This is a genomic window from Streptomyces sp. ISL-43, assembly GCF_018614195.1.
Lineage (GTDB): Bacteria > Actinomycetota > Actinomycetes > Streptomycetales > Streptomycetaceae > Streptomyces.
The window spans coordinates 109445-135257 of the sequence record NZ_JAGGOT010000019.1 but is presented as its reverse complement, the minus strand read 5'-3'; the positions used below and the strand labels follow the sequence as shown (position 1 = coordinate 135257).

Annotated in this window: 23 protein-coding genes and 1 pseudogene; 10 read left to right on the top strand and 14 right to left on the bottom strand. The window is 72.1% G+C overall.

The genetic code is table 11. The features are described 5' to 3' along the window. The first annotated feature begins 161 nt into the window (after positions 1-161). Positions 162-599, top strand: coding sequence for a hypothetical protein (locus tag J7F03_RS11775; RefSeq protein WP_251071761.1), 438 nt, complete (start codon positions 162-164; stop codon positions 597-599). Between the two features lie 110 nt (positions 600-709). On the opposite strand, the gene J7F03_RS11770 is transcribed toward J7F03_RS11775, so the two are convergent. The 7 genes from J7F03_RS11770 to J7F03_RS11740 all read right to left on the bottom strand — a co-directional run bounded on the left by J7F03_RS11770 (position 710) and on the right by J7F03_RS11740 (position 6113). Then, complete coding sequence (locus J7F03_RS11770) at positions 710-1051, bottom strand: TcmI family type II polyketide cyclase (protein WP_214948650.1); 342 nt, start codon at positions 1049-1051, stop codon at positions 710-712. 20 nt (positions 1052-1071) lie between these two features. Beyond that, complete coding sequence (locus J7F03_RS11765; protein ID WP_214948649.1) at positions 1072-1551, bottom strand: SRPBCC family protein; 480 nt, start codon at positions 1549-1551, stop codon at positions 1072-1074. 1 nt (position 1552) lies between these two features. Then, complete coding sequence (locus J7F03_RS11760) at positions 1553-1810, bottom strand: phosphopantetheine-binding protein (protein ID WP_214948648.1); 258 nt, start codon at positions 1808-1810, stop codon at positions 1553-1555. A gap of 18 nt (positions 1811-1828) precedes the next feature. Next, complete coding sequence (locus J7F03_RS11755) at positions 1829-3064, bottom strand: beta-ketoacyl synthase N-terminal-like domain-containing protein (protein WP_308379369.1); 1236 nt, start codon at positions 3062-3064, stop codon at positions 1829-1831. Then, the gene (locus J7F03_RS11750) at positions 3061-4443 is read right to left on the bottom strand and encodes a beta-ketoacyl synthase (RefSeq protein WP_285440433.1); all 1383 of its coding nucleotides are present in this window, start codon (positions 4441-4443) and stop codon (positions 3061-3063) included. The genes J7F03_RS11755 and J7F03_RS11750 overlap by 4 nt, the downstream gene beginning before the upstream one ends. Continuing rightward, complete coding sequence (locus J7F03_RS11745) at positions 4440-4886, bottom strand: cupin domain-containing protein (RefSeq protein ID WP_214948647.1); 447 nt, start codon at positions 4884-4886, stop codon at positions 4440-4442. The genes J7F03_RS11750 and J7F03_RS11745 overlap by 4 nt, the downstream gene beginning before the upstream one ends. 114 nt (positions 4887-5000) lie before the next feature. Then, on the bottom strand, positions 5001-6113 hold the full coding sequence (locus tag J7F03_RS11740; RefSeq protein ID WP_214948646.1) for a SchA/CurD-like domain-containing protein: 1113 nt from the start codon (positions 6111-6113) through the stop codon (positions 5001-5003). 283 nt (positions 6114-6396) lie between these two features. Between J7F03_RS11740 and J7F03_RS11735 the strand changes: the two genes are divergently transcribed. Next, entirely contained in the window at positions 6397-8031 is a 1635-nt protein-coding gene (locus J7F03_RS11735) for an FAD-dependent monooxygenase (protein ID WP_214948645.1), read from the top strand. Between the two features lie 150 nt (positions 8032-8181). On the opposite strand, the gene J7F03_RS11730 is transcribed toward J7F03_RS11735, so the two are convergent. Continuing rightward, entirely contained in the window at positions 8182-8400 is a 219-nt protein-coding gene (locus J7F03_RS11730; protein ID WP_214948644.1) for an acyl-CoA carboxylase epsilon subunit, read from the bottom strand. A gap of 248 nt (positions 8401-8648) precedes the next feature. On the opposite strand from J7F03_RS11730, the gene J7F03_RS11725 reads away from it, so the two are divergent. Continuing rightward, the gene (locus J7F03_RS11725) at positions 8649-9008 is read left to right on the top strand and encodes a DUF6204 family protein (RefSeq protein WP_214948643.1); all 360 of its coding nucleotides are present in this window, start codon (positions 8649-8651) and stop codon (positions 9006-9008) included. Positions 9009-9056: 48 nt separating this feature from the next. On the opposite strand, the gene J7F03_RS11720 is transcribed toward J7F03_RS11725, so the two are convergent. Next, positions 9057-9728 carry a DUF4360 domain-containing protein gene (locus J7F03_RS11720; protein WP_374104313.1) on the bottom strand — a complete coding sequence of 224 codons (672 nt, stop codon included), beginning with the start codon at positions 9726-9728 and terminating at the stop codon, positions 9057-9059. A gap of 216 nt (positions 9729-9944) precedes the next feature. Between J7F03_RS11720 and J7F03_RS11715 the strand changes: the two genes are divergently transcribed. Continuing rightward, entirely contained in the window at positions 9945-11768 is a 1824-nt protein-coding gene (locus J7F03_RS11715) for a glyoxal oxidase (protein WP_214948642.1), read from the top strand. Between the two features lie 12 nt (positions 11769-11780). Here J7F03_RS11715 and J7F03_RS11710 read toward each other — a convergent pair. The 3 genes and pseudogenes from J7F03_RS11710 to J7F03_RS11700 form a co-directional block, all read right to left on the bottom strand. Next, positions 11781-14864, bottom strand: a pseudogene (locus tag J7F03_RS11710) (CARDB domain-containing protein); the annotation flags it as partial. Between the two features lie 51 nt (positions 14865-14915). Further along, complete coding sequence (locus J7F03_RS11705) at positions 14916-15500, bottom strand: HutD family protein (protein WP_214948641.1); 585 nt, start codon at positions 15498-15500, stop codon at positions 14916-14918. A gap of 118 nt (positions 15501-15618) precedes the next feature. After that, the gene (locus J7F03_RS11700; protein ID WP_214948640.1) at positions 15619-16050 is read right to left on the bottom strand and encodes a MarR family winged helix-turn-helix transcriptional regulator; all 432 of its coding nucleotides are present in this window, start codon (positions 16048-16050) and stop codon (positions 15619-15621) included. A 130-nt stretch (positions 16051-16180) separates the two neighbouring features. On the opposite strand from J7F03_RS11700, the gene J7F03_RS11695 reads away from it, so the two are divergent. Continuing rightward, positions 16181-17065, top strand: coding sequence for an MBL fold metallo-hydrolase (locus J7F03_RS11695; protein WP_251071760.1), 885 nt, complete (start codon positions 16181-16183; stop codon positions 17063-17065). A 239-nt stretch (positions 17066-17304) separates the two neighbouring features. Further along, complete coding sequence (locus J7F03_RS11690) at positions 17305-18531, top strand: IS110 family transposase (protein WP_214948670.1); 1227 nt, start codon at positions 17305-17307, stop codon at positions 18529-18531. Positions 18532-18676: 145 nt separating this feature from the next. Here the strand turns inward: J7F03_RS11690 and J7F03_RS11685 are convergent, their stop codons facing one another. Next, entirely contained in the window at positions 18677-20221 is a 1545-nt protein-coding gene (locus J7F03_RS11685) for an MFS transporter (RefSeq protein ID WP_214948639.1), read from the bottom strand. 143 nt (positions 20222-20364) lie between these two features. Between J7F03_RS11685 and J7F03_RS11680 the strand changes: the two genes are divergently transcribed. The 4 genes from J7F03_RS11680 (at position 20365) to J7F03_RS11665 (ending at position 22932) form a co-directional block, all read left to right on the top strand. Further along, on the top strand, positions 20365-20808 hold the full coding sequence (locus tag J7F03_RS11680; RefSeq protein WP_214948638.1) for a MarR family winged helix-turn-helix transcriptional regulator: 444 nt from the start codon (positions 20365-20367) through the stop codon (positions 20806-20808). Positions 20809-20890: 82 nt separating this feature from the next. Then, the gene (locus J7F03_RS11675; protein WP_214948637.1) at positions 20891-21082 is read left to right on the top strand and encodes a DUF5302 domain-containing protein; all 192 of its coding nucleotides are present in this window, start codon (positions 20891-20893) and stop codon (positions 21080-21082) included. 367 nt (positions 21083-21449) lie between these two features. Next, positions 21450-21860 (top strand): rodlin, encoded by a 411-nt coding sequence (locus J7F03_RS11670; RefSeq protein ID WP_214948636.1) that lies wholly within the window; start codon positions 21450-21452, stop codon positions 21858-21860. A 148-nt stretch (positions 21861-22008) separates the two neighbouring features. Continuing rightward, entirely contained in the window at positions 22009-22932 is a 924-nt protein-coding gene (locus tag J7F03_RS11665) for a glycoside hydrolase family 19 protein (RefSeq protein WP_374104312.1), read from the top strand. Positions 22933-22948: 16 nt separating this feature from the next. On the opposite strand, the gene J7F03_RS11660 is transcribed toward J7F03_RS11665, so the two are convergent. Continuing rightward, entirely contained in the window at positions 22949-25720 is a 2772-nt protein-coding gene (locus tag J7F03_RS11660) for a LuxR family transcriptional regulator (protein ID WP_308379365.1), read from the bottom strand. Positions 25721-25813: the final 93 nt, after the last annotated feature.

Here is a 25813-nt window from a genome sequence, read left to right as displayed (position 1 = left end):
ATCGCCCTGGCCAGGGCGATTCCACCACCCTGGTACCCGCTCGGGGGTGTAGCTGGCACCACCCTCGGTTCGGACAGTGGGGCTACTGATTCCGGGGGCCCTCGAAGCGAGTCTTGTGGTGTGCCCGGCGGACGGACCGGCGGGCGGAAGGAGACTCCGCCATGGCTCTCGTCGCCCCGCACTCCCGTCCCCGTACACAGCCCCGTTGGTCGGCCCTTCCGGCTGCCCGGACCATCACACGGACTGCTCCCCGGATGGCCGCGGTGCTCACCGGCGCCGGGCTGGCGCTGGTGCCGTGGATGCTGGTGCTGGCCAAGACGATGCCGCAGAGCGCCGAGGTGTCGAACTGGGCGACGGCGTGGATAGGCCTGGACGTGATGCTGGCGGCGGGGCTCACGGGGACGGGGCTGCTGCTGCGCCGGGGGGACTCCCGGGTGGTGCCCGTGGCGGCGGCGACGGCGGCGCTGCTGGTGGCCGACGCCTGGTTCGACGTCACGACCTCGGCCGGCGGCGAGCAGACTTTGGCGCTGCTCATGGCGGCCGGAGCGGAGCTGCCGCTGGCGCTGGCCTGCGCGGCGGTGGCGGGGAGGCGGTCGTGAGCGCCCGGGGGTGGTTCGGGGGCCGTGGTGGCGGGGGAAACCGTGGCGGGCCCCGCACCAGGTGGGTGCGGGGCCCGAGGCCTGCCGGTCGCGCGGGTCGCCTCGTACGGTCAGGCCGTACGGGAGCGGCCCGGGCTCTCCCAGCGGTAGAACTCCTGGGCCATCGCGTCCTTGGGGCTTCGCCAGGTCTCCGGGTTGTGGGGGCTGATGTAGGCCGTGAGCCGGTCGCTGAGGTCGCGGAACTCCGGGTGTCCGGTCACCTCGGCGATGGCCGGGCCCGGGGGGCGGTCGGATTCGATGAGGTGCATGTAGACGTCACCGAACTGGAAGAGGCTTCGACGGGTGACGCCGACGAGGTGCGGCAGTTCGCCCGCGTCCGAGGCCGCGAAGAGCTCGGCGATGTCGGGGGCGGACTGCGGCGCCATGCGGGCGACGATGAGAGCGCGGTGCATCCGAAGTGGTGCCTTTCGTCTCAGACGCGACTGACCGCGGGCGTGCGGCTCTCGCGTTCGCGTTGTTCGATCTTGTCCCGGATCAGTTCCAGCTGGATCTTGGAGTTCTGGTTGATGCGTGCGGTCATGCCCGCGTCGTCCACGGGCGCCTGCGGCTTCATCGCGAAGTCCTGGGTCCACACCATCCGGGTGCCGCCGGGCACCTCGAAGTACTGCCAGTGGATGTCCATGTGCTCGAACGGGCCGGTCTCGACGCGGCGGGCGCGGACGGTACGGGTGACGGGGTCGGGGGTGCGCTCGGAGACCCAGCTCCACACCGTGCCGTTCTCGTCGGGGTGCATGGTCAGGCGGAAGCGGGTGGTGAGCCCGTCCTCCTCCAGGATCTCCAGCGAGGCGTACTCGCTGAAGAGCCCGGGCCAGCTGGGGAGATCGTTGGTCATCTCCCAGACCACGTCCATCGGCGCGCCGATGGTGATCTCGTTCTCCGTGTGTCCTGCCATCTCAAGCTCCGGTCATCAGGCTGGTGTTGACGAGGTCGAGGAATTCCTTGGGCGTCTTGCAGCGGTCCGCGTCGGTGGGCAGCGCCCGGCCGCGCTGGTTCTCCAGCAGGCCCACGATGCCGAGCAGGCCCAGCGAGTCGAGGCCGTAGTCGTCGAACAGGGAGTCCGGACGGCTCTTCATGTCGGCCGGGTCGACGGTGATGCCGGCGCCGGACTTCATCAGAGCGGCCAGCTCCTCGACGGTCAGTCGTTCGGACATGAGCGGCTCCTTCTGTCTCTAGGAGGGGATACGGAGGACGAGCGCGGCGTTGGAGCCCATGAGGCCCCGGCTCAGGACGAGCGCGGTGCGCAGCTCCGCGGTGCGGGCGGTGCCCGTCACCACGTCGAGGTCGTGGCACACGTCGAAGACGTTCGGCGTGGGCGGGACGATGCCGTGCTCCAGGGCGAGGACCGCGGCTGCGGTGTCGAGGACGGGGGCCGCGCAATAGGCCCTGCCCGTACCCGTCTTGGGGGCGGTCACCGGTACCTTGCGGCCGTGCGGCCCGAGGGCGGAGAGGAGCGCGGCCGCCTCGGCCCGGTCGGCCTGCGGGGTGCCGAGCGCGTCGGCGAAGACCACGTCGACCTCTTCGGGGGCGCAGCCGGCGTCCCGCAGGGCGCCCCGGATCGCGTGGGCCAGCCCTTCGCCGGCCTTCTCGGCCGTCTCGGGGCGGTGCGGTCCGGTGAAGGTCGCGGCGTGCCCGGCCAGGACGGCCCGGACGGACGCGCCGCGGCGCAGGGCCTCCTGCTCGTCCTCGACCAGGAACATCGCGCCGCCCTCGGCGGGTACGTAGCCGCAGGCCTTCTCGGTGAACGGCCGGTAGGCCCGCTCCGGATCGTCGTGCGTGCTCAGCGCTTCGTAGCCGAGCTGGCAGACGATGGAGTACGGGGCCAGGGGCGCCTCGGTGGCTCCGACGAGCATGGCCCGGCTGCCCTGGCGGATCGCCCGGGCGGCGTGCGCGAAGGCGTCGAGCCCGCCCGCCTCGTCGGCGGCCACGACCCCGCACGGGCCCTTGAGGCCCCGGCGGATGGAGATCTGGCCGGTGCTGGCCGCGTAGAACCAGGCGATCGACTGGTAGGGGCCGACAAAGCGCGGTCCTTGCTCCCACAGGTGTTGCAGCTCGCGCTGGCCGAATTCGCCGCCGCCGGACCCGGCCGCGGTGACCACGCCGACCGAGAAGGGGTCGTTCTCGTAGTCGGCCCGGCCGAGCCGGGCGTCCTCCAGGGCGAGGTCGGCCGCGGCGAGGGCGTGGTGGGTGTAGCGGTCGGTCTGGACGAGATAGCGCTCTTCGACCATCGAGGCCGGATCGAAGCCCCGTACCTCGCCCGCGACGCGCAGCGGGAGGTGCTCGCAGCCCTGCCGGGTGACCCGGCCCAGTACGGCGGTGCCCGCCTGGGTCGCCTTCCAGAAGGCGTCGGCGCCGATGCCGTTGGGCGCGACGACCCCGATGCCCGTGATGACCGTACGGCCGCTCACGAGACCACCTCCTCCTTGGATTCCCTGGATTCCCTGGACCCCTTGGACCCCTTGGACCCCTTGGACCCCTTGGACTCCTTCGGCCCCTTGGACTTCTTCGGCCCCTTGGACTTCCTGGGCTCCCCGTGCCGGGTCATGACGACCGCGGACTGGAAGCCGCCGAAGCCGCTGCCGACGGAGAGCACGCTGCGCAGCGTCCGCTCGCGGGCGACGCGCGGGACGTAGTCCAGATCGCATTCGGGATCGGGGGTCTCGTAGTTGGCCGTCGGCGGTACGACCTGGTGGGTCATCGCCAGGACGCAGGCGGCCAGTTCGATCGCCCCGATCGCGCCGAGGGAGTGCCCCACCATGGATTTGATGGAGGTCATCGGCGTCTTGTAGGCGTGGTCGCCCAGGACCCGCTTGACCGCGGCGGTCTCGTGGCGGTCGTTCTGCTTGGTGCCGGAGCCGTGCGCGTTGACGTAGTCGATCTCGTGGGCGCCGATCCGGGCCTGGGTGAGGGCGGTCTCGATGGCGCGGGCCATCTCCAGGCCCTCGGTGGTCAGCCCGGTCATGTGGTGGGCGTTGCCGAAGGTGGCGTAGCCGCCGATCTCGCAGTAGACGGTCGCACCGCGGGCGCGGGCGTGTTCCAGCTCTTCCAGGACGAGGACGGCACCGCCCTCGCCGAGGACGAAGCCGTCGCGGTCGGCGTCGAAGGGCCGGGACGCGTGGGCGGGGTCGTCGTTGTTCGGCGAGGTGGCCTTGATGGCGTCGAAGCAGGCCACGGTGATCGGTGAGACGGGTGAGTCCGAGGCGCCGGCGATGCACACGTCCATCCGGCCCTCGGCGATGGAGTGGACGGCGTACCCGATGGCGTCGAGTCCGGAGGTGCATCCGGTGGAGACGGTCTGGACCGGCCCGCGTGCTCCCGTCTTCTCCGCCACGGCGGAAGCCAGGGTGGCCGGGGTGAAGGCCCGGTGCAGGTGGCGTCCGGCGAGCCGGTGGTCCACGTCCCACCAGGCACCCGACTGGCTGACGGCGACGTAGTCGTGCTCCAGGCGGGTGGTGCCGCCCACGGCGGTGCCGAGGGAGACTCCGGTGCGCCAGGCCTCGTCGGTGGTGAGGTCGAGACCCGCGTCGCGTACCGCTTCGCCGGCGGCGACCAGGGCGAACTGGATGTACCGGTCCGCGCGGGCCGCCTCCTCGGCGTCGAGGCCGTGCTCGGCGGGGTCGAAGTCGACCTCCGCGGCTATCCGGGAGCGGAAGCCGGTCGGGTCGAAGAGGGTGATGCCGCGCGTCGCCGTGCGGCCGTTGGACAACAGGTCCCAGAAGGCGGCGGCGCCGATGCCGCCGGGGGCGACGACGCCGACCCCGGTGACGGCCACCCGACGGCGGGTCATGACACCACCCCCGTGCGGTCCGGGGGCCGCTCCCAGGCGGAGCCCTCCGGGTGGACGGCTTCCTCCGTGTCGACGTGGCCGAGTTCGGGGCGCGGGGCGAGCGGTCCGAGGTGGAAGACCATCCGGGCCTCGGTGTCGCCGACGTTGCGGAACCGGTGGCGCACGTTCAGGGGGACGAGGAGTCCCTGGTCGGTGCGGAGGGGGTGGGCCTCGCCGTCGAGGTCGACCTCCAGCGTCCCGCTGACCACGTACACGAACTCCTCGGAGTACGGGTGGTAGTGCTCGGCGATGTGCTCGCCCGGCGCCATGATCGCCAGGCCCATGAAGCCGCTGGTGGAGCCCACCGAGGTCGGAGTGAGTACGGCCCTCAGGTCGCCGCCGCGCCTGGTGTTGGGCTGCGTCTCGCTGAGGTCCACGATGTGCGGTGGGCGTTGTCTGGTCATGGCGGGGGTTCCTCCTGGCGGTGGGGAGCCTGGACGGGGCTGGTGGGTGGGGGGTCCGGGGCGGTGGGCCGGTGGCCGGCCCGCGCCGCCGCGAGTCGTCGCGGGTGGCTGAGGTCAGCTCTCGGCGGGGGCGCGGCGGTCGGTGATCAGGCTCATGGTGTGGCGGACCGCGGACGCGGCGGCGCCGTCTTCGGAAGGGACCATCAGGCGGGCGAGGACGGCCGCCTTGCGCGGTCCGCGCACCCCGAAGGCGGTCTCCAGTCCGTCGCCGTGCGGGCTGCGCACGTCGATGAGGCGTACGACGGTGTCGTCGCGCTGGAAGATGCTGCTGCTGACCGTGGCGGTGTCGGCGCGGTGGGCCGCGGCCTCGTCCTGCCCGGCCAGGAACCGGGCCAGCGCCGGCCCGCAGCCGGGCCTGGCCGGGTAGAACAGCGCGTGCCTGCGTACGTCGGAGCGGTCCGCGGCGCCGGCTTCGCGGGCGGCGATGTGGTGGACGGCGGGGAGGGCGGCCCGCATGAAGAACATCCGGGCGGATTCGGGGTCGCCGAGGTCGCGGTCCTGTTCCAGGTACGGGTTGATGGCCTCTTCGACGGCGCGCACCTCGGGCTGTTCGGATACGTGCCGCAGCGCCGCCGTCAGGTCGCCGCGGACCTCCACCGTACGCACGACGCGGTTGCCGTGCATGAACAGCGACGTCCGGCAGAGCCGTGTGTGGCCGTCGACGTCGGCCGTCGGGGAGGCGTAGCTGGAGAGGATGGCGGCGACGTCCTTCTCGCTGCCGGGCTTGACCGTGAAGGTCAGGGCGTGGCGGACGATGCCGGCGCCGAGCCGGGGCGCTGCCTGCAGCCGGGCGCCCGTGGGCCGCTGCGCGTCCTGGTAGGCGCGGCCGGTCTCGCGCAGGACGGTGTACTTCAGCGGGCGCATGGCACGGGCGCAGGCTCCGAGCGGGCGCACCTGCTCGGCGTGGTGCTCGCTGTTGACCCAGGCGAGGTACTGCGGGGCGCTCTCCCACTCGCTGGTGATGAGCCACTGCGAGGGGTTCTCGAAGGACTGGCAGAGCTGGTCGCTGATATGTCCGGGTTCCGACGCGATGTCGTGGCGCAATTGCTCGTACGCCTCGAAGAACCGCTGCTGTGCACCTTCGTGGAGGTCCATCAGCAGGACGACGCGGAGCATGGAGCCGTCGAAGGCGGACTGTGACACCCGTTCGGACAGGGTGGTCGTCATCTGCTCACTCCTTCGTGAGGGCCCTACGTGAGGGCGTGGAGTTCCATCGCGTACGGACCCTGGTCCGTCATCGGCGGTGGCCGCCCGACCCGGCGGCCGTCTGGGTCGAACCCAGCGGGGCGTCTTCGGGGGAACCGCTGTCGCTCATCGTCATCCGGGTGGGGAGGTACCGCTACATCTCCGGATCAAGCGGGTGACAACCGGCGTATCTCCTGGGCTTGGCTGCCGATCGGGGGCATAAAAGAGTCCACTCCCCCACACAGAAATCAGGAGCTCGCAGCTGATGGAAGACACCGCAGATGTTCGCGTACCGGTTCTCGTCGTGGGTGGCTCCCTCGTGGGTCTGTCCACCTCACTGTTCCTGAGCCGCCACGGCATCAGACACATGCTCGTCGAGAAGCACCCCGGCACCTCCGACCACCCGCGCGGCCGGGGCATCAACGCCCGGACCATGGAGCTGTTCCGGGTGGCGCGGGCGGAAACCGCGATCCGGCAGGCGGCGTCCGTGCTGGAGAACAACATGGGCATCCTGCAGACGGAGTCGCTGCTGGGCGGTGACCACAAATGGCTGGTCAAGGCCATCGACCCGTCCGGTGCGCTGAGCAAGTTCAGCCCGACCGGGTGGTGCGTGTGCAGCCAGAACAACATCGAGCCGATCCTTGCCACGCAGAGCCGCGCGCAGGGCGCCGACGTGCGCTTCTCCACCGAGCTGATGAGCTTCGACCAGGACGCCACCGGAGTGAACGCCCTGGTCAAGGACCGGGAGACGGGCGAGCACCTCACCGTGCGCGCCGACTTCCTGATCGCGGCCGACGGCCCGCGCAGCCCCGTACGCGAGCAGCTGCGGATCCCCCAGACGGGCAGCGGCGAGCTGTTCCACAACGTCAGCATCACCTTCCGCTCGCGGCAGCTCGTCGAGGTGCTGGGTGACCTGCGCTTCATCGTCTGCTACCTGATGAAGCCGGGCGCGGACGGGGCGCTGCTGCCGGTGGACAACGACACCCAGTGGGTCTTCCACGCACCGTGGCACCCGGACCGGGGCGAGACCCTGGAGGACTTCACCGAGGAGCGCTGCGTCGCGCAGATCCGTGCCGCGATCGGCGTGCCGGACCTGGACGTGGAGATCGGCGGCAAGGCTCCTTGGCACGCGGCCGAACGGGTCGCGGAGCGGTACTCGTCCGGGCGGGTGTTCCTGGCCGGGGACGCGGCCCACGAGATGTCCCCCACCGGGGCGTTCGGCTCCAACACCGGCATCCAGGACGCGCACAACCTGGCCTGGAAGATCGCGGCGGTCCTCGACGGATCGGCCGGCATCGAGCTCCTCGACACCTACGAGGCCGAGCGGCTTCCGGTGGCGCGGGCGACGAGCGAGCGCGCCTCGGCCCGTTCCGCGGAGCACAGCCACCCGGGGTACGTGCCGCCGCCGACCATGGGCGGCGGACCGGGCAGCGGGGTCCTGACGACGGCGATGGCGTACGCGTATCCGCGCGGCGCGGTCGTGGGCGCCGACCCGGACCGTCCGATCATCCCCGAAGGGCTGCGGATGCACGGTGACGTCGGCACCCGCGCACCGCACATGTGGCTGACCCGGGCCGACGGCGAACGCGTCTCCACGCTGGACCTGTACGAGCGCTCGTTCGTGCTGCTCAGCGGCGCGGGCACGCCGTGGAGTGCGGCGGCCGGGCGGGTGGCCGAACGGCTGTCGGTGAAGCTGGACGCCTATGCGATCGGGTCGGCTCCGGGGGCCGATCTGCTGCAGGAGGCGGGCGCCGACTGGACCGAGGTGCACGCTCTGACGGAGGCGGGCGCGCTGCTGGTGCGGCCGGACGGGTTCGTGGCGTGGCGCTCGCAGGGCGCGGCTGCCGATCCGCAGGCCGCGCTGTTCGAGGTGATGTCGGAGCTGCTGCGCCGGGCCTGACCGGCCTGTCCACCGGATGGTCCCCCTGCCGCCGGCCCGTAAGCGGGCCGGGGGCAGGGGCGTTTTCGGGGTGCCCGCAGGGGCGTTTCCCGGTGCCCGCGGGGGCGTTTCGGCCGGCCGTCGGCCTGGGGCCCGTCGGCCTCGGGCCCGTCAGCCGCAGGCCCAGCAGCCCGCCCAGCAGCCGGAGCCGTGGTGCGGAGGGCGCCGGCGGCGGGCACTCGCGGCGGGGGCCTGTCGCGCTTCACCGGAGTTCCGGCGCGCGAAGCAGGCGACCACCACCGCGATGGCGGCGAGTTCCTCGGGGGCGGCCACACCCTTCTCCACACGGAGCAGGCTGGCTATCGGGGCTATCGGAGCGTCCTTCAGCATCGGCTCGGCCTCTCGCACAGGCGGATGGCGGACCCCCCTCGCGGAATCACCAAGGACTCCGGACGCTGCCGACGCTAGCGGCGGGCAACTCGCGCGGCATGCCGGGCGAATGCGCGATCACCCAGGTCAGAGCCGCGCGGCCCGCGCGGTTACGGGGCCGCGGCGACGGGCGGCCGTTGGGCCGTCCGAGTGGCCGGCCGTCGGAAATCCCGGTGCGGGGGACGAGGTGCGCGGCCTAGGCTGACCGGATGAGCAACCGCGTCTTCCGCATCACCGTCCGGGGGTCCTTCGACGGCCTCACCGACGAGCAGCGCGCCGGGCTCCTCGCGGAGGCGGCGCAGCACGACATGCTGAACGCGACGTTCACCCCCGAGGGGCACCTCACGTACGACGTGGCCGCCCGGCCCTTCTTCACCTTCCGCTTCCTGGCCGAGGGCGAGGCCGAGGAGGACATCCTCGACGCGACCGCCCATGCCGAGCTGGCGGCGGAGGCGTGGCTGACGGAGCGCGGGTACGGCTTCAAGCGGCTCACTTCGCAGGCCCAGGACCTCTCGCTGGCGCCGCTGGGCAAGCGGCAGCGGCAGGCGGCCGCGCGAGGGAACTCCTGAGGGGGAGCCGCGCCCGGCCGCCCGCCGCCTGTGGGGCGCCGGGCCGGTTCAGCGGACCGGGCACCTCTTCCAGGAGAAGTGGTAGACGCTGTTGATGCTGCCGTCCGTCGAGTCGAGCGCCATGTAGCTGGTCTTCGACGTGTCCGAGGTGCCGACCTCGGCGCGCAGTTCCGTATTGATGTTGAAGTTGCGCAGTTCGCCGCAGGGGGCGAAGACGAGGGCCTCGATGTCCGTGATGTCGGACGCCTGCCAGTTGTCGTCGAGCGCTCCGTGGAACCTGTGGGTGCGGTACTCGGTCTGCTTCATGCCCTGGAAGTAGTAGCTGGCCTTCTGGGTGCCGATCGCCCCCTCCTGGAGGCTGCCGAAGCCCCGGTAGTCGACCTGGGCCACGGCGTAGGTGAACCCCTGTGGGACGTGTACGAGCAGGGAGAGCAGGCAGTTCTTGCGGCTGTCGGTCGGGGAGGTGTTGCCGCCGGCGGCGGCCAGGTACTCGCTGTAGGTGACGGTGAAGGCCGAGTTGTCCTCGGCCACGGCGACGGCGGCGCTGCCCGGGCGGCAACCCGAGCCGTTGACCGTGGCGACGTCCACGGTCACCTTGTCCGATGGTGCGACGACGGTGGCGGGGCCGGCGGCGGCCCCGGCGACGGAGGCGGGCAGAAGGGCGAGGAGGCTGCCCGTCACGGCGGCGGCGCCGAGCGCGGTGCGCAGTGTTTTGATCACCCGGCCATGGAAGCGGTCCGTGGGGAGCTGACCCGTGAACGGATGCGCGACCTCACTCCGATGGCCGGGCCCATTCACTGCAGAAACGTTCGGGCAGTGCGAACGGAGCGGCCGAATGGCTCATGGGCGGGGCGCCGACCGCGTCACACCGGGGCAGCCATCCGGACATTTCCTATGATGAACGCCTCGCGGGAACCGCCTGCGTCGAGGAGTCCCATGCGCCGCCTGCAACGGTCCGCCGTGTCGTCCGCCGCCGCGATCGTCTCCGCCCTGGTCCTCTCCACCACGCCTGCCGGCGCCGGTGCCTTCGGGCACGACGCGGACGGCGGGAGCCAGAAGGCCGAGGCCGCCGTCATCGGCGCCGACCACGCGCGGGCCCACGCCGAGCTGGGCCGAGCCGCGAAGGGTGCCGGGGAGTATCCGCAGTCGCGGCGCACCTCGAGCCTGGCGACGCTCGCCGCCTCGCAGCGCGAGGCCAACTCAGCTTTCACCGCGGCGGTTTCGGGCCGGTTCACCTACTACTTCCCCTCTCCCGACTTCGGCGTGCACGTCGCCCAGCTGCCCACCGGCAAGGTGCTGCTCTTCTCCTTCTCCCGGGTGGAGACCGATCCCACCAAGGAGACCGGTCCCACGGACCGGATCGGCCCGACGAACGCGGGCCGCGCGTACCTGTGGGACCCGGCGAAGGGGACCGGGGCGCGGGCGTTCAAGAAGGTCACGCCGCCCATCGTGCTGATGCCCGACGGTACGCACGCGCCGCGGCCGGCGCCGTTCTTCTGCGCCGGGCACTCCTTCCTCCCCAACGGGATGCTGGGGGTCTTCGGCGGCAATACGGGCGGCAAGGGCGGCAGCGGCGCGAAGCTGTCCTTCGTCTTCGACCCGTGGACCGAGGGCTGGTACCGCAACCGCGACATGGCCGTGGGCCGCTGGTACCCCTCGGTGGTGACCGGCGCGGACGGCCGGCAGATCATCATGTCCGGCCAGTCCGAGCGCGGTACGGGGACGCCCACCCCGGCGGTGGAGCGGTTCCCCGCGCTCGGGCGGCCGGTGCCCTGGCGGCCGTTCGACATCCCGTTGGACATCGCCTCGCAGCGGCTGCGGTCGGACGCGCCGTTCCGCAACGACTACCCGCACCTGTTCTCACTGCGGGACGGCATGATCTACGGCCTGGGCCGCGACGCCGACCAGCAGTGGCTCTTCGACCCGCGCGCGGAGACCCGTACGGACCTGCCCAGACGGCCCGCCGACTTCCGGGGCTACGGGTCCGCCGTGCCGCTCCCGGCCGGACTGCGGGGCCCGGACTCGGTGCTCGTGCTCGGCGGGGACCCGCGCGATCCGAACACCTACCGGCTGTCGGGCGGGGCGGGCGGGACCTGGACCACGGAGAAGCCGCGCGCCTTCGGGCGGACCCAGGACGACACGCTGATCATGCCCGACGGCACGCTGCTGACCGTCAACGGAGCCCTGGACACCCGGGATTACGGCTACGGGCCGTTCAATCCGAAGGCCGATCTCAAGTACCGCCAGACCGAACTGCGGGGTGCCGACGGGCGGTGGCGGCTGGGGCCGGCCCAGCGGCTGCCCCGGGGCTACCACTCCAATGCCCTGGTGCTGCCGGACGGCCGGGTCATGGTCACCGGGGACGAGCTGCAGCAGATCGCCAACGACCCCGACATCAAAGACGATATGGACGGCTCCATCGAGATCTACGAGCCCGGCTACCTGCACCGGGGCGCCCGGCCGGTCCTCGACCGGGTTCCGGCGGGCGAGATCGCCCACGGCGCGGAGTTCTCCGTCGAAAGCTCGACGGCCGCCGGCGTACGGCGCGCCGTGCTGCTGGCGCCGACCACGGTCACCCATGCGGTGAACACCAGCCAGCGCCATCTGGAGCTGCGGATGACCGGCGTCCACGGGCGCACGATCGGGCTGCGGGCGCCGGCCACCTCGGCCGACGCCCCGCCCGGCTACTACATGCTGTTCCTCCTCGACGCGAAGGGCGTTCCCGGCACGGCGAGGTGGGTCAAGCTCGGCAAGCGGTGAACCGCTCTTTCATTAGCCGCCGTTGACCACGAACTGCGATCCGGGTTCGACCAGGATGTTCCCGTCGGCCGAGCCCGTGATGGTGACGTCCGACAGGGTCGCGCTGCCGCGCGCCCCGCCGTGGGCGCGGATCCCGGCCCCGTTGTTGGACTTGTCGATGCGCACGTTCGTGACCTTCGCGTCGGGTACCGCGCCGCCGCCGGTCTTGAACTGGATCCCGTCGTAGGTCGAGTCGTGGATGTCGGTGTCCCGGATGGTGACGCCCGGGATGGGCTGGTTGGCCGCGAAGAGCGTGATCGCCCCGAACTCCTGGGCCTCGCCCCAGAAGGCGCCGCCGGTGCGGAAGAGGCCGTTGCCCGCGATCAGGGTCTGCCCGGAGAAGGGCAGCGGGTCGTGGTCGGTCGCCAGCATGATGCCGGGGTAGCTCATGGTGTCGTGGATCAGGTTGTTCTCGATGGTGTTGCCGTAACCGCCGTAGACCGCGATGCCGTTGGCCCGCCACGGAAGCTGGATGGTGTTGTTGCGGAAGTGGTTGTCGTGCCCGATGTCGACCGACTGGTCCTTCACGTACTTGCTGGACCACACCGCCAGCGCGTCGTCACCGGTCGTGCGGAAGGAGGAGTTGAAGACGGTCGAGTTACGCGTGCCGTTGGCGAAGTTGATGCCGTCGGCGTAGGTGTCGCGGATCCGCATGCCGGTGAACTCGACGCCGTCGCCGGGACCCCACAGGGCCGGGATGTTGTCGTAGTCGCGGCCGACCCAGACGCCGACGTTGGCGTGCTCGATCCACACGTTGGCGATCTTGGTGTTCTTTCCGAAGCGGCCGTTCAGGCCCACTCCGCCCTCGGCGTTGCCGTCGCCGCCCCGGATGGTTCCCGAGCCGAAGACGGCGATGTCGGAGATCTGCGTGTTGTCGTCGATGTCGAAGCCGAAGTTGCCCTCGTGCGGGTGGTTGATGCCTCCCGCGTTCTGCGGCGCGGTCAGCGTGTAGAGCTGCGAGTACCACATGCCCGCACCGCGGATGGAGACGTTGCTGATGCCCACATGGTTGAACTGGCCCCGGTTCAGCGGGTCGTCGGTGAGGATCTTCTGCTCCTGGCGCCACTGGCCCTGCGGGATCCAGACGCAGGCGATCTGACCGTTCTGGTCCGCCGTCACCGCCCGCTGGATGGCGGCCGCGTCGTCGATGCCGTCGTTCGGGATCGCGCCGTAGTCGGTGATCGAGGTGCACTCGGCCGGCTTGGCCGCCGGCGGGGCCACCTGCTCCAGGTCGATGACGTAGTACGAGGCGGTGTCGCCCGCGTCGCGCTGGAGGCGGAAGGTGGTGCCTGCCGGGTAGCTCCGGGCGAGCAGGGCGTGGGACTCGTCGAAGAGACGGCGGGCGTCTCCGCCCGGGGTGTTGGTCAGGCCCTCCGGGCTGTCCGTACTGCCGTACAGCCAGCTGTACTTGGAGGACAGATTGAGTTTCTGGGCGAAACTGCCGTTGACGTAGAGGCTGATGGTGGCGTCCGCGCCGCCCCCGTTCGGGGCGTCGGGGACGGAGTTGCGCACCACGATCGAGTTGGCCGCACCCGTCGAGGTGAACTGCACGTACTGGCCTGTCGAGTTGAGGCGGACCGACTCGCGGCCCGAGGACTCGGTGGCGAAGTTGGTGTGCCCGAAGGTGCGCTTGGCGTCGGTCTGCAGCAGCGTGCCGGTGTGAACGCCGGCCTCCGCCTCGTACTCGGTGTACGGGACCGCCGCCCCCCGGCCCACGACCACGGCCCGGGAGTAGCTGTTGTTGTTCTCGTTGGTTTCGGCGACGAGGGCGGTCCCGTCGGCGGTGGCGGTGAGCGTGGCCCCGCCGCTGACCGCCGTCCAGGTCCCGTTGACCGCCACGTTGACGCTCTCGCCGGCGGCGATCGCCGGGGTGGGGCCGTTCAGGGTGGTGGCGCCCGCGACCAGCCGGGTGACGGTACCCGCGCTCACGGCGGTGGTGCCCCGGTTGCGTACGGCCACGGTGAAGGAGACCGGAGCCCCGACGGCGGGGTTGGCCGGGCTCGTGGTGATGGAGAGGGCTTCCAGGTCGGGACCGGGGGCCTGGCCGACGACGAGCTTCGCGGCGGCGGTGCGGCTGTTGTCGGTGTCGTCCTGCTCGGGGACGGTGCCGGCCGGGTCGACGACGGCCGAGACCGTGTAGCTGCCCATCGGGCGCTTGCCGACGGAGACCGGGACGGTTACCGAGGCGCCGGCGGCGAGGGCGCCGACCGGGGCGGTGCCCGCGGCCGCGCCCTCCAGGCTGACGGCCACGGCGGTCGCGGCGGAGGCGGCCGTACCGGTGTTGCGCACGGTGACGCCCACGGTGACGGCGTCGCTCTCGGACGGGGCGGAGGGGGACCAGGAGAGGTCCGTGACGGTCAGGTCCGGGTTCGGCGCGGCGGCGCCGATGACCTGGAACTCGGCGGCCTGGCCGCCGCCCGCCCCGGTATTGCCCGAGAACTTCAGCTGGACCTCGGCGAGCCGGCCGGTGACGGGGACGGTCACGGTGTTCTGGTTGCCGGCCGGGCTGAAGGCGTAGTCGGCGCGGGCCTTCAGCGAGGTGAACCCGCTCGCCGACTGCTCGCGGCCCAGGACCTCGAAGCTCTGGGTGCGGTGGGACCAGACGGGGTCGGGGTTGAGCTTGAGGACGATCCCGGTGACGTCGGCGTTGGAGCCGAGCTTCACCGTCAGCGTGGACTGCTGGCCGCCCGCCTCCCAGTAGCTGGTGACGCTGTCGTCGTTGGCGTTGGCCGCGATGAACGACTGGGTGGTGGAGGAGGCTTCGATGGGCTTGCCCCTGGCCAGGTTCACGCCGACGGGCGGCGGAGTACCCGGGTCGCCCGGGTCTCCCGGATCGCCGCTGCCGTCGGCGGAGTACACCTCGAGCTCGGATATCTGTGCGGCCTGCCAGCCGGTGTTGGAGGTGACGCTCACCCGCAGGTAGCCGATGGTCGCGGCCGGGAAGCCGATGGTCACCGCGTTGGACCGGGACGGGTCGAAGACCCGCCCCGCCGAGGCGGACAGGGTGCTGAAGGCGTTTCCGTCGGTGCTGCCCTGCACGGTCAGCGTCTCGGTGCGCGTGGGCCGGCGGGGGTCCGGCCGAGCCGGGCCGTGCCCTCTCCGGGCGATCTACGCCGGCCGGCGGCTCGGGGCCAGCCGGACCACTGCCGCGCACCCGGAGCTCCGTAGCCCGAGCTCTCGCGGTCCCGTCATCAAGGCGGCGTCGTACGGGCCCAGTTCGGCGGATCCATCGAGCTCGGTGGCGCCTTCCAGGGCGACCACCAGCACCGTCTCGCCCGGGCGGACGGTGAGCGCCAGGTCGCCCCGCACCACGGCGGTCTCCGCGGTCACGGCGCCGCGGCGGTGCATCACGTTGAAGTTCACCACCGGCCCGCCCAGCAGCCGGCAGTCGGTCGGTTCGTCCCCGGGGAACCGCTGGGGTTCGAGCCGCCGGTCCACGAGGCGCCGTACGCCCCCGGTGCGGAGGTCCATGCCGGCGCCCTCGGCGAGGGTGAGCGTGCGGTCGACGCCCGGGAAGACGGAGAAGGGTCCGCCGGCCGTGACCTCGGCGAGGCTGACCCGCCATGCGAAGTCGTCCATCCCGGCGCCCTCGGGCCCGGCGGCGATCTCGCGGGTGACTCCCCCGCCGTTCTTCCATGTGGCCGCCGGACGGCCGGCCGCCCGCAGGATCCGGATCGCCGCTTCGCTGGTCATGACACCCTCCCGGCCCTGGGGAGGTATCTCCCGGGCCCGGACGAGCCTATCCGTCCGACGGTGTGGGGACTTCGGCGGGCAGAGCGGCGACCACCGGGGCGACGGCCTCGGCGCCGGCTCACGGAGAGGTGGTGAGGGCCTGTTCCAGCAGGCCGTGGAGGACGCGCTGCTCCTGCGGGGCGAGGCCGGACAGCGGGGAGTCCACGGCGAGGAGTTCGAGGAGACGTGCGCGCAGTGCGGAGCCCTCGGCGGTGAGGACGAGGCGCTTGGCGCGGCGGTCGGTGGGGTGCGGGTGGCGCTCGACGAGGCCCTGCCCCTCCAGCTTGTCGACGACGAAGGTGGTGTTGGAGGGCTCGCAGCTCATGCGTTCGGCGAGCTCCCGCATGGTCATCGGCCCGCTCATCTCCCGCAGCGCGGTCGCCTGGGACGCGGTGAGGCCCAGGGTGGCGGCGTGCTCCCGTACGTGCTCGGCGATCCGCTGGGCCAGCCCGTTCACCAGACCGCACAGCTGTCGCTCGGCGATGGCTTGCGAGTCGGGGGACGTCGTCATGCCGCCACCCTAGCAAGTTCGTCAAGACAACATATTTGCAGCTTGAATGATTCGAACTTGATGCTTATGGTGGCGTCGTCGTTGCGGAGAACGCGGCGATGACCTGATGACGACTCACAGGAGAGAACCCATGGCTGACTTGATGGTGGACCAGGACGCACGACTGCGCCGGCCGGCGGGGATCCGCTCGATACGGCTGGGCGACGTGTCGGTGTCGTACGTGCCGGACGGTGACGTGCGGCTCCGGCCGCGGCAGCTGCTGCAGGACACCACCGACGAGGTGTGGGCCGCACACCCGGAGTACCTGGACGCCACGGGCCACCTCGTGGGGAGCGTCGGCGGCCTGCTGGTGGAATACGGCGACCGGGCACTGCTGATCGACGCGGGCTTCGGCCCGCAGACGCACGAGGCTCCGGACGGCCCCATCAGCACGGTCCACGGAGGTGCGCTCGCCCGCAGCCTGGCCGAGCTCGGTCGCGGCCCCGAGGACATCGAAGCGGTGGCCTTCACCCACCTCCACTCCGACCACCTCGGCTGGGCCTGCCTTCCCGCCCCCGGCGGTGACGAGCCCGTGTTCGCCCACGCCGACTACCTGGTCTCGGAGCCGGAGTGGGACCGGCGCGACCTCCTGGAGGCCCAGGGCATGACCGAGCAGGCCGCGGCTCTCGCACCGCGCGTACGTACGATCACGGACGGGCAGGAGATCTTCCCCGGCGTACGCATGCGGATCAGCCCCGGCCACACCGTCGGGCACGCCGAGTACGTCATCACCGGGGGCGGACGGCGTCTGATCGCCTTCGGCGACGCCGTGCACTCGCCGATCCAGATCGACCACCCCGAGTGGTCCTCGGCCTTCGACCACGATCCCGTCCGGACCGCCGACCACCGCCGCCGCCTCGTCGCCGAGCTGGCGGAGCCCGGCACGATCGGCTTCGGCGTCCACTTCGCCGACGTGGTGTTCGGACACGTCCGTCAGGACGGAGACGGCCCGGCTTGGCGCCCCCTGGACGCCTAATGGGAGCTGCGGAACCGGGGAATGCTTGGTTCCGTAGCCGCCAGCAGGTGAGCACTTTCGACGCCGGAGCCTTCGAGCTCTGAGGTCAGACCGTGCCCCTGCTGGTCGGCCGGGAGGCCAGACCGCTGATGGGGTGGCGTGCCCGCCCCGCGGGGCGTGAGCACTGGATCCATTAGGCCGCGTGCCGTGCCTTCCGCAGGCTGCACCGCTGGGTGAAGTACGTGACCGGGGAGGGTCTGTTGCTGTTGATCGGTGATGACTGGGCCGAGGACCACCACGATGTCGAGGTCCAGGACGAGAGCGGCCGGAAGCTGGCCGCCGCGAACCTGCCCGAAGGAGTGGCGGGCATCGCGAAACTGCACGAACTCGTCGCCCGCCACGGCGGCGGGGACCTGGACCCGGCCGACGTGGTGGTCGGGATCGAGACCGACCGCGGCTCCTGGGTGCAGGCCCTGATCGCCTCCGGCTACCAGGTGTTCGCGATCAACCCCCGGCAGGTCAACCGCTTCAAGGAACGGTATGCCTCCTCCGGAGCGAAGAGCGACAAGGGCGACGCGCACGCGCTCGCCGACATGGTCCGCATCGACCGGGACCAGCTGCGGCCGGTGGCCGGGGACAGCGAGCAGGCCCAGGCCGTCAAGGTCGCCGCCCGCGCTCACCAGACCCTCATCTGGGAACGCACCCGCACCTTCCAGCGGCTGCGCACCACACTGCGCGAGTACTTCCCCGCCGCCCTGAACGCCTACGCGGACCTGACCCTGACCAGCACCGACGCGTTGGAACTGCTGGTCAAGGCACCCACTCCGGCCACGGCCGCGAAGCTGACCCGTACCCAGATCACCGCCGTCCTGACCCGTCACCGCCGCCACAACCGGGAGGCGAAAGCGGCCACCGTCCAGACCGCGCTGCGCGAGCGGCAGCTTGGCCTGCCCGAGCCGGTCACCGCCGCCTACGCGGCCGCCGCCACCGCTCACGCCCGTCTGATCATCGCGTTGAACGAGCAGATCGCCGTGATGGAAGAGCAGGTGAAGACGCATTTTCTGGCGCACCCGGACGCTGAGATCTACCTCTCGATGCCCGGCATCGGTGAGATCGTCGGCGCCCGGGTGCTCGCCGAGTTCGGAGACGACCCCACCCGATACGCCAGTGCGAAGGCCCGCAAGAACTACGCCGGCACCAGCCCCATCACCCGAGCCTCCGGCAAAAGCCACACCGTCCAGGCCCGCTACGTCCGCAACAACCGGCTTGCCGACGCGCTCCAGACCCAGGCCTTCTCCGCCCTGCGCGCCTCACCCGGCGCCCGTAGGTACTACGACAAGCAACGAGCCCGCGAGGCCGGCTACAACCCGGCCCTCCGCCAGCTCGGCAACCGCCTCGTCGGCATCCTCCACGGCTGCCTCAAAACCCGTACCCACTACGACGAAGCAACCGCCTGGTCCCACCACGCCCACCCCCACCCCGCTTGACACCAAACGACATGGGGTGTCTGACCCGCCGGTGCCGGCGCCCGTGCCCGTGCCGCGCCGCAACCCCGCTCCCGGCCGGTACGCGAAACCGCCCCCGGGCGGCTGCGGTGCGCAGGCCCGGGGGCGGCTCGTCGGTGCGGACCGATCAGGCGTCGGCCTTCTCGACCGGCTTCGCGGACACCTTCACGGCGGACGCCGTCGCGGAGACCGCCGCGGACGCCGCGGCGGGGGCGGTCTGCGCCGGGGCGGTCCGCGGACCGCTCGCTCCGCGCAGGCCGAAGCCGCTGATCACCGCGACCAGGCCGAAGGCCACGGCGCCGATGGCGAAGGTGAGGGTGAAGCCGGATTCGGCCGGCAGCGCGGGCACTCCCGCGGGAAGGTGCTCGATCGTCTTCGACGCCAGGATGGTGGTGACGATGGCGCTGCCGATCGCACTGCCGGTGGAGCGGGAGATCGAGTTGATGCCGTTGGCGATGCCGCTCTGGTGGGGCGGAACGCTCGCCATGATGACGGCGGGCATGGCCGCGTAGCCGAAGCTCACGGCCGCGCCGACGACGAGGCCGGCGCCGATCACCGAGACGCTGTGGCCGTGGTCGAGCGCCAGCCAGCCGAAGCCGACGGCGCCGAGGGCCGCCGCCATCGCCAGCGCGACGCGCGGGCCGCGGTGGCGGACCAGCTGGCCGCCGACCGGGGAGGCGAGGAGCGAGACGATCGCGCCGGGCAGCAGGAACTCCACGGAGGCGCGCAGGATGGAGGCGTCGAAGCCGTAGCCGGTCAGGGCCTTGGGCATCTGGACGAGGTAGGAGACGCCCAGGAAGTTCGCGAACATGCCGAAGCCGACGAGGATGCCGGCCAGGTTGGCCATGAGCACCGGGCGGTGGACGAACATCCGCATGTCGACGAGGGGCTCGCGGACCTTCAGCTCGGTCAGCACCCAGACGGCGGCCATGACGGCGGCGCCGGCGAAGCTGCCCAGCGTGCGGCCGGAGGCCCAGCCCCATTCGTGGCCCTGCGAGATCGGCAGCAGGAGCAGCAGCAGGGCGATGCCGAGGGTGAGCGCGCCCAGGATGTCGGTGCGGCCGCCCGTCTTGTGCCGGGTCGCGGGAACCAGGAAGAACACGGCGAGCAGTGCGAGGACCGCGAAGCCGGTGGCCATCCAGAAGGCATTGCGGTAGTCGGCGTCGGCTCCGGAGGTCAGCAGGCCGGTGGCGACGAGCGCGAGGCCGCTGCCGAACGCGAGCGTGCCGCTGACCAGGGCCATCGCGCCGGGGAGCTTGTGCGGGCGGACCTCTTCGCGCAGGACGGAGAGGGCCAGCGGGAAGATCGCGGTGGCGGCGCCCTGCAGGACGCGGCCGAGGATCAGCAGGGGCAGCGAGGACGCCAGCGCGGCGATGACGGAGCCCGCGACCATGACGCCCAGTACGGCCACCAGTGTCGGCTTCTTGCCGTGCTGGTCGCCGAAACGGCCGAGCAGCGGGGTGAAGACGGCGGCGGACAGCAGGGTGGCGGTGGTCACCCAGCTGACATTGGCGGTGGTGGTGCCGAGATCGCTGCGGATCAGCCCGAGGATCGGGATGGGCAGCGTCTGCATCATCGACACGACCATGGCGGCCAGGCTCAGGGCGAAGACGATGACCGTCTCGTTCCGGTGCCCGCTGTCCGGGGTGGCGGCGGAGGGGGTGGGGCTCATGGCAGGGAAGACCTTCTCAGTGCTTCAGATCGCAGATGTTTGACGTCATCAAGTACTTCGACTCCAGCAGACGGTAGACCTCAATAGTTAAGGTGGTCAAGTAAAAGGTTGATAATGTGAAGCACTTTGAGTACGCTCCCGGCATGAGCGCCACCACCCCGCACGCCGCCCCCACCAAGCTGGAGCTCCTGGAGCTGCTCGCCGCGATCGGCACCGCCCAGTGGCGGGATTTCGCGTCGGCCGCCGCCCGCCACGGCCTCACCTCCACCCAGGCCAAGGTCCTCGCCCAGCTGAACGGCCCGCTGCCGATGCGCGGCCTGGCCGCCCTGCTGGTGTGCGACGCGTCGAACGTCACCGGGATCGTGGACCGGCTGGAGGCCCGCGAGCTGGTGCGGCGCGAGCCCGCCCCCGCCGACCGCCGGGTCAAGAACGTGGTGGCCACGGAGGCGGGCCGCGAGGTGATGCGGCGCGTGCGCGAGGAGATGCAGGCCACGCACGGCGCGCTCGACACCCTGGACGACGCCGAGAGCGCGACGCTCTACGCCCTTTTGGAGCGGCTGCGCCCGACCCTGGAGAAGGACATCTGAGGCCGCTCCGCGGGAACGCGTTGGCCAGGGGAAACACCACCTGACAGACTGCAACGGCTTCAGACATTCCAGGAGGACACACATGGCAGAAGAATCAGACACCCCGCAGAACGAGTCGCCGGCCGAGGAGGCCAAGCGGAAGTTCAAGGAGGCCCTGGAGCGGAACGCCGCCAATGCCCAGTCTCAGCAGGCACACCAGAGCCGGGCGAAGATCCAGGGTGCCGGCGGCAACCCCGGCGGCAAGAACAAGAAGGTCCGCCGCAAGACCGGCTGACCTTGGCGCGGTCGCTGCAGCGCGACACCGCGCCGGCCGGCCTCGGCGGGGTCAGGGACCGGCACCGGTCCGGATCCGGTCGAGGGCGGCGACCAGTGGGTTCGCGGACCGGGCTCGCCGCCCGGGTCCGCGCACGGGCTTCACGCACGGGCGCGCACGGGTCGCGTCCGGGTTCGCGTACGGGGAGTGGGATCCGCCGACGGGCGGCTATGGGTCAATCGGCCGACGTCGGACGTCACCTGTGGGGTGGACTGTTCCGCCAGTCGGGTGATGGGCGATAACCCCCGGTGTCCACGGCAGTTGAGCAGCCCGTCCCGCCGAGGGCAGCTATCTCATGCGACAGTGCGACAGAAGAAGGATCCCCCACATGCTCAAGAAGTTCATGGCCACCGCAGCCGCCACCGCCGCCGTTCTGGGTGCCGGTGCCGCCGTAGCCTCCCCGGCGATGGCGATCGGCAACGACCACGGCGTCAACACGGTCAACGGCAACGACGCGTCGCAGATCTACGGCAACCAGGAGACCAACGGCGCCATGAGCCCGCAGCTGTCCGCTGTCCAGGGATCGCTCAACAAGCTCTGTGTCGGCCTGCCCGCGAAGGTCAACGCCGAGTCGATCCTGGCCCTGGTCAACGTCGGCGTCCAGGACATCAACGTCCTCGCCAACCCGCAGAACCAGCAGTGCACCGAGAACTCCACCCAGGCCAAGGGCGACGAGTCGGCCTCGCACATCCTGGACAACATCCCGGTCCTCTCCGGCAACATCTCCGCCGGCAGCTGACCCACCGCGACCGCGCCGGTACCACGCCCTCCGGGGCCTGGCGCCGGCGCGTTGTTTTGGTCTAGACCTTGACAGGTTCAGACCATTTTCGATTCAGTGGGCCGTAGTCGCCCCCCACGGCAACTCCCCCCACTGAAGGAGCACTTCCGTGATATCCACCCTTCGCCGTCGCGCCCTCTCGCTGGCCGCGGCCGCCGCCGTCACCCTCGGCCTCGCGATCGCCCTCCCCTCCTCCCCCGCCGCCGCGGCTCCCGCCTGCGCCGGCGCGTGGGCCACATCGGCCGTCTACACCAACGGCATGAGCGCCTCGTACGGCGGCCACAACTGGCAGGCGAAGTGGTGGACCCAGGGCGAGACCCCCGGCACCACCGGCCAGTGGGGCGTCTGGTCGGACCAGGGCGTCTGCGGCGGCGGGGGCCCGGTCGACCCGGACCCGGGGACCGGCAACCCCTCCGGATTCGTGGTCAGCGAGGCCCAGTTCAACCAGATGTTCCCGAACCGGAACCCCTTCTACACCTACAACGGCCTCGTCGCGGCCCTGTCGGCGTACCCCGGCTTCGCCAACACCGGCGACGACACCGTCAAGCGGCGCGAGGCGGCCGCCTTCCTGGCCAACGTCTCGCACGAGACGGGCGGGCTCGTGCACATCGTCGAGCAGAACACCGCCAACTACCCGCACTACTGCGACGCGAGCCAGCCGTACGGCTGTCCGGCCGGGCAGGCCGCCTACTACGGGCGCGGCCCCATCCAGCTGAGCTGGAACTTCAACTACAAGGCCGCCGGTGACGCGCTCGGCATCAACCTCCTCGCCAACCCCTACCTGGTGGAGCAGGACCCGGCCGTCGCGATGAAGACGGCGCTCTGGTACTGGAACACGCAGAACGGCCCGGGCACGATGACGGCCCACGCCGCCATGGTCAACGGCGCGGGCTTCGGCGAGACCATCCGCTCCATCAACGGCTCGCTGGAGTGCAACGGCGGCAATCCGGCCCAGGTGCAGAGCCGGGTGAACTCGTACCAGAGCTTCACCCAGCTGCTGGGCGTGACCCCGGGGAACAACCTGAGCTGCTGAGGCCTGCGGTCAGCGGTCAGCGGGTCCGCAGCGTGGTGGCCAGCTGGGCCCGGGAGCGGACGTCGAGCTTCTGATAGATCCGCGTCAGACGGGCTTCCACGGTCTTCACGCTGACGAAGAGCTTCGCGGCCGCCTCCTGGTTGCTGGCACCCTCGGCCACGAGCAGTGCGAGGCGGGTCTCCGCCTCCGTGAGCGCGGCCAGGGCGCGGGCCCCGTCGGCGCCGCCCCCCTCGCCGGCGGACGGCTCGCGCGCGAGCTCGCTCCAGGGGGTGGCTCCGGCCGCCGCGAAAGCCTCGGCGGCGGCCTGGAGCGCGGCCCGGGCGGGTGCGCGCCGACGGCGGCGGCGTTGCACTCGGGCGAGCGCGAGCAGGGTGCGGGCCCGCTCCAGTGGGAGGCCGAGGAGCGCGAAGCGCTCGGTGGTGTCCTCCAGCAGGGCCACCGCCGCCTCGGGGTCGCCGTGTGCGGACAGGCACAGGCCCCGGGCCCGGTCGAGGGCGGCGATCACGCTGGTGCGGCCGAGCGCCAGGGCCGTCGTACGGACACGGGCCTGCAGTTCCGCGGCCTCGTCGGGTGAGTCGGCTGCGACCAGGGCCTCGGCGAGCTCCCCGTGCCAGCGCAGGATCGAGGGGTCCACCACCTGCTGGGCGGCCTCCAGTTCGGCGACGCGGCGCAGGGTGGAGACGGCCTTGGCGGCCTCGCCCGTGGCCAGTTCCACGAGGCCCAGTACGTACAGGCCCCTGGAGAGGAAGACCTGGTCGTGCTCCTCCTCGGAGGCCTGGATGCCGCGGCGGGCGTATCCGGCGGCGCGCGGGAAGCCGCCGCCCATGGCCTCCGCCATCGCGGCGAGGTACCAGGCGGGGCCGGGAGAGAGTCCGGCCTCGACGGTCAGTTCCAGGGCGTCGCGGGCGTGCGCGGTGGCGGCCGCGCACCTGCCCCGGCGCAGTTCGACCTCGCTGAGGCTGCGCAGCACCTCGAAGACGTCCTCGGCGGAGCCGGTGCGGCGCACGGCGGGCAGCAGGACGAGCAGCTGGCGCCGGGCGTCGGTGAGCCGGTCGTCGAAGAGGGCGTGGCGTACGGCGAGGTACTGCGGGGCGTTGCGCATGCCGAGCGGCACGTCGGGGGCGGGCAGGGCGAGCGCTTCGGCGAGGATCTCCTCGGCGTCCGGGTCTCCGAGGATGCGGCCCATCCGTGCCCGTACGGTCAGCGCCATCGCTTCGGCGACCTGGTCGCCCCCGCTGCGGGCCAGCACGCCGGCCCGGGCGGCGGCGTCCCGGGAGCGGACGGGGTCGCCGTCGCTGAGGTTGTGCTTCCAGGCGATCCGCAGCCGGATGGCGGCCTGGAGCGCGGGATCGCCCTCGGCGTCGGCCATGGCGTGGGCGAAGGTCTCGTCGAGGTCGGCGAGGGCCTGGCCCGCGGCGTCGATGACGGCGAGGCGGGCGCGGACCCGGTCCCCGGGCGAGGAGTCGCGGGCGAGTACGGCGCGGCTGGCGCGGCGGGCGAGGTCGGCGCGGCCGGCCCAGCCGGCGTCCTCGGCGGCGGCGACGAGCCGGGCGAGTTCCTCTCCGGGCAGGTGGGAGGGGGTGCGCTCGGCGGCGAGGAGGCCGAGCTCGGCGGCGAGCGCGCGCTGGCCGCGGCGCCGGCAGGACGCGGCGGCCTCGGTGATCTCGGCGGCGAGCCACTGGTCGGGGGTGTCCACGGCGAGCGCCCGGTGGCGTACGGCCTGGACGGGGTCGTCCACGGCGTCGGCGAGCGCGGCGTGTCCGGCGGCGCGCTCGGGCCAGCCCGCGTCGGCGGCGAGCGCGGTCGGCAGGGCCCCGGCCGTGAACCGGACCGCGCCGTCCTCTTCGACGGTGACCAGCGCGGCCCGTTCGGCCAGCGCGAGTTCGGCCTCCGCGCCCGGGCGGCCGGCCCGGCGCAGCAGCGCGGTGGTGGGGCGCGCGGCGAGGGCGGCGAGCAGCAGGGTACGGCGGGCCTGGGCGGGCAGTACCCCGAGGAGCCGGCGGGCCACCTCGCGGGCCTGGCCGGAGACGGGGAGCGGATCGGCGTGGTGGGCGCAGCCGTCGCGGGCCCCGGCGGCTTCGGCGAGGGAGTGGCCGAGCGCGAGGGCCAGTCGGGGGTTGCCGCCGCTGGCCTGGTGGATCCGGCCGGCGAGGCGGGCGGGCAGGCCGCGGCGGACCAGCAGTTCGGCGATCTCGTCGGTGCCGAGCGGGGGAACCCGTATCTGGGGGGTGTCCGGTCCGCAGAGGGGCTCGGCGAGCGGGGCTCCGCCGTGGACGCACTCGGCGACCAGGACCCGTACGCGCGGCGGGGTGAGGCGCAGCGCGAACCGCAGCAGGTCGGTGCTCTCGGCGTCGAGCCACTGGGCGTTGTCGAGCGCGAGCAGGACGGGGCCGCGGGCGGCGAGGGTGCGCAGCACCTCGACGACGGCGAGGCGCAGGGCGACGTGGTCGCGGCCGGCGCGTGGCGCGTCGGTCTCGCGGCGCAGGAGGGCGATGGCGGTGCGCTGGGGTCCGGAGAGCCGTTCCAGGGCGAGGGCGGGAACGGAGGCGAGGAGGGCGGCGGCGGATGCCTCGGGTATCCAGCGGTCGGTGGCCTCGGGCGCGAGGTGCAGCACGGTCTCGTGGCGGAGCGCGGCGGCTTCGGTGAGGGCGCGCAGCACCTCGGTCTTGCCGGCTCCGGCGGGTCCGGTGAGCAGGGCGCGTCCGTGCGCGGTCAGCGCGCGGTCGACCGCCTTGATCAGTTCGCCGTGTCCGACGGTCGCGTCGGCGTTCCCCGTAGCCGCCACCACGCACAGCCACCAGCCTCTCGGTCCGCGCTCCTGTGCCCTTCTTGTGAGACGCGACAATACGAGGTCGGATGCCCGGCGGGCCCGGATTGTGAC

Coding starts and splice junctions, on each gene's coding strand:
- J7F03_RS11740 (WP_214948646.1), bottom strand. CDS start 6,113: ATGACGACCACCCTGTCCGAACGGGTGTCACAGTCCGCCTTCGACGGC.
- J7F03_RS11685 (WP_214948639.1), bottom strand. CDS start 20,221: ATGAGCCCCACCCCCTCCGCCGCCACCCCGGACAGCGGGCACCGGAAC.
- J7F03_RS11765 (WP_214948649.1), bottom strand. CDS start 1,551: ATGGCAGGACACACGGAGAACGAGATCACCATCGGCGCGCCGATGGAC.
- J7F03_RS11745 (WP_214948647.1), bottom strand. CDS start 4,886: ATGACCAGACAACGCCCACCGCACATCGTGGACCTCAGCGAGACGCAG.
- J7F03_RS11750 (WP_285440433.1), bottom strand. CDS start 4,443: ATGACCCGCCGTCGGGTGGCCGTCACCGGGGTCGGCGTCGTCGCCCCC.
- J7F03_RS11700 (WP_214948640.1), bottom strand. CDS start 16,050: ATGACGACGTCCCCCGACTCGCAAGCCATCGCCGAGCGACAGCTGTGC.
- J7F03_RS11705 (WP_214948641.1), bottom strand. CDS start 15,500: ATGACCAGCGAAGCGGCGATCCGGATCCTGCGGGCGGCCGGCCGTCCG.
- J7F03_RS11680 (WP_214948638.1), top strand. CDS start 20,365: ATGAGCGCCACCACCCCGCACGCCGCCCCCACCAAGCTGGAGCTCCTG.
- J7F03_RS11735 (WP_214948645.1), top strand. CDS start 6,397: ATGGAAGACACCGCAGATGTTCGCGTACCGGTTCTCGTCGTGGGTGGC.
- J7F03_RS11770 (WP_214948650.1), bottom strand. CDS start 1,051: ATGCACCGCGCTCTCATCGTCGCCCGCATGGCGCCGCAGTCCGCCCCC.
- J7F03_RS11725 (WP_214948643.1), top strand. CDS start 8,649: ATGAGCAACCGCGTCTTCCGCATCACCGTCCGGGGGTCCTTCGACGGC.
- J7F03_RS11695 (WP_251071760.1), top strand. CDS start 16,181: ATGGCTGACTTGATGGTGGACCAGGACGCACGACTGCGCCGGCCGGCG.
- J7F03_RS11715 (WP_214948642.1), top strand. CDS start 9,945: ATGCGCCGCCTGCAACGGTCCGCCGTGTCGTCCGCCGCCGCGATCGTC.
- J7F03_RS11675 (WP_214948637.1), top strand. CDS start 20,891: ATGGCAGAAGAATCAGACACCCCGCAGAACGAGTCGCCGGCCGAGGAG.
- J7F03_RS11760 (WP_214948648.1), bottom strand. CDS start 1,810: ATGTCCGAACGACTGACCGTCGAGGAGCTGGCCGCTCTGATGAAGTCC.
- J7F03_RS11775 (WP_251071761.1), top strand. CDS start 162: ATGGCTCTCGTCGCCCCGCACTCCCGTCCCCGTACACAGCCCCGTTGG.
- J7F03_RS11730 (WP_214948644.1), bottom strand. CDS start 8,400: ATGCTGAAGGACGCTCCGATAGCCCCGATAGCCAGCCTGCTCCGTGTG.
- J7F03_RS11670 (WP_214948636.1), top strand. CDS start 21,450: ATGCTCAAGAAGTTCATGGCCACCGCAGCCGCCACCGCCGCCGTTCTG.